We start from the raw sequence: 696 nt of genomic DNA, 5'->3' as shown, positions 1-696 counted from the left end.
CATCCCAGGTGTAGTGGTGACCCTCTACACCAACGGCTCGGCTATTGCTACCACGACAACGAATGCATCTGGTCTATACTCATTCACTGGGCTGACCCCTGCTACACAGTACGTGGTAGGCTTCGGGCAGCCGGCTGGGTACATGCCGACACTGGCAAATGTGGGCAGCGATGATGCCCTGGACTCGGATGCGGATAAACTGACGGGTCTGACGGGTGTGTACTCACTGACAGCTGACGAGTTCAACCCCACGGTGGACGCTGGTTTCTTCAAGCCAGCTTCATTGGGTGACTACGTCTTCAACGATGTCAACCGTGACGGTGTCCAGAATACAGGTGACACGGCCATCCCGGGTGTAGTGGTAACGCTCTACCAAAACGGTTCGGCTATCGCCACGACCACCACGGATGTCAACGGTCTGTACTCGTTCACAGGGCTGACCCCTGGCTCGAGCAACAGCTACGCCGTAGGCTTCACCACGCCGACTGGTCTGTCGGCTACTTCGCCCAACGTGGGCTTTGATGGGCTGGACTCGGATGTGGATCCGATCACAGGCCGGACTCAGGCGGTAACCCTGAGCAGCGGGGAGAGCAACACGTCAGTGGACGCTGGCTTCTTCCAGCCAACAGCAGGCCTGGGTGACTATGTTTTCGAAGACAAGAATGCCAACGGCATTCAGGATCTGGGTGATGTGGC

Annotated in this window: 1 protein-coding gene; it reads left to right on the top strand. The window is 57.8% G+C overall.

Annotated elements, in window-relative coordinates; genetic code table 11:
- On the top strand, positions 1-696 hold a 696-nt coding region (locus F7231_RS27070), incomplete at both ends, for an SdrD B-like domain-containing protein (protein ID WP_310589402.1).

It is taken from the genome of Fibrivirga algicola (assembly GCF_011742925.1).
Taxonomy (GTDB): Bacteria; Bacteroidota; Bacteroidia; order Cytophagales; family Spirosomataceae; genus Fibrella; species Fibrella algicola.
This window is presented reverse-complemented; position numbering and strand designations above follow the sequence as displayed.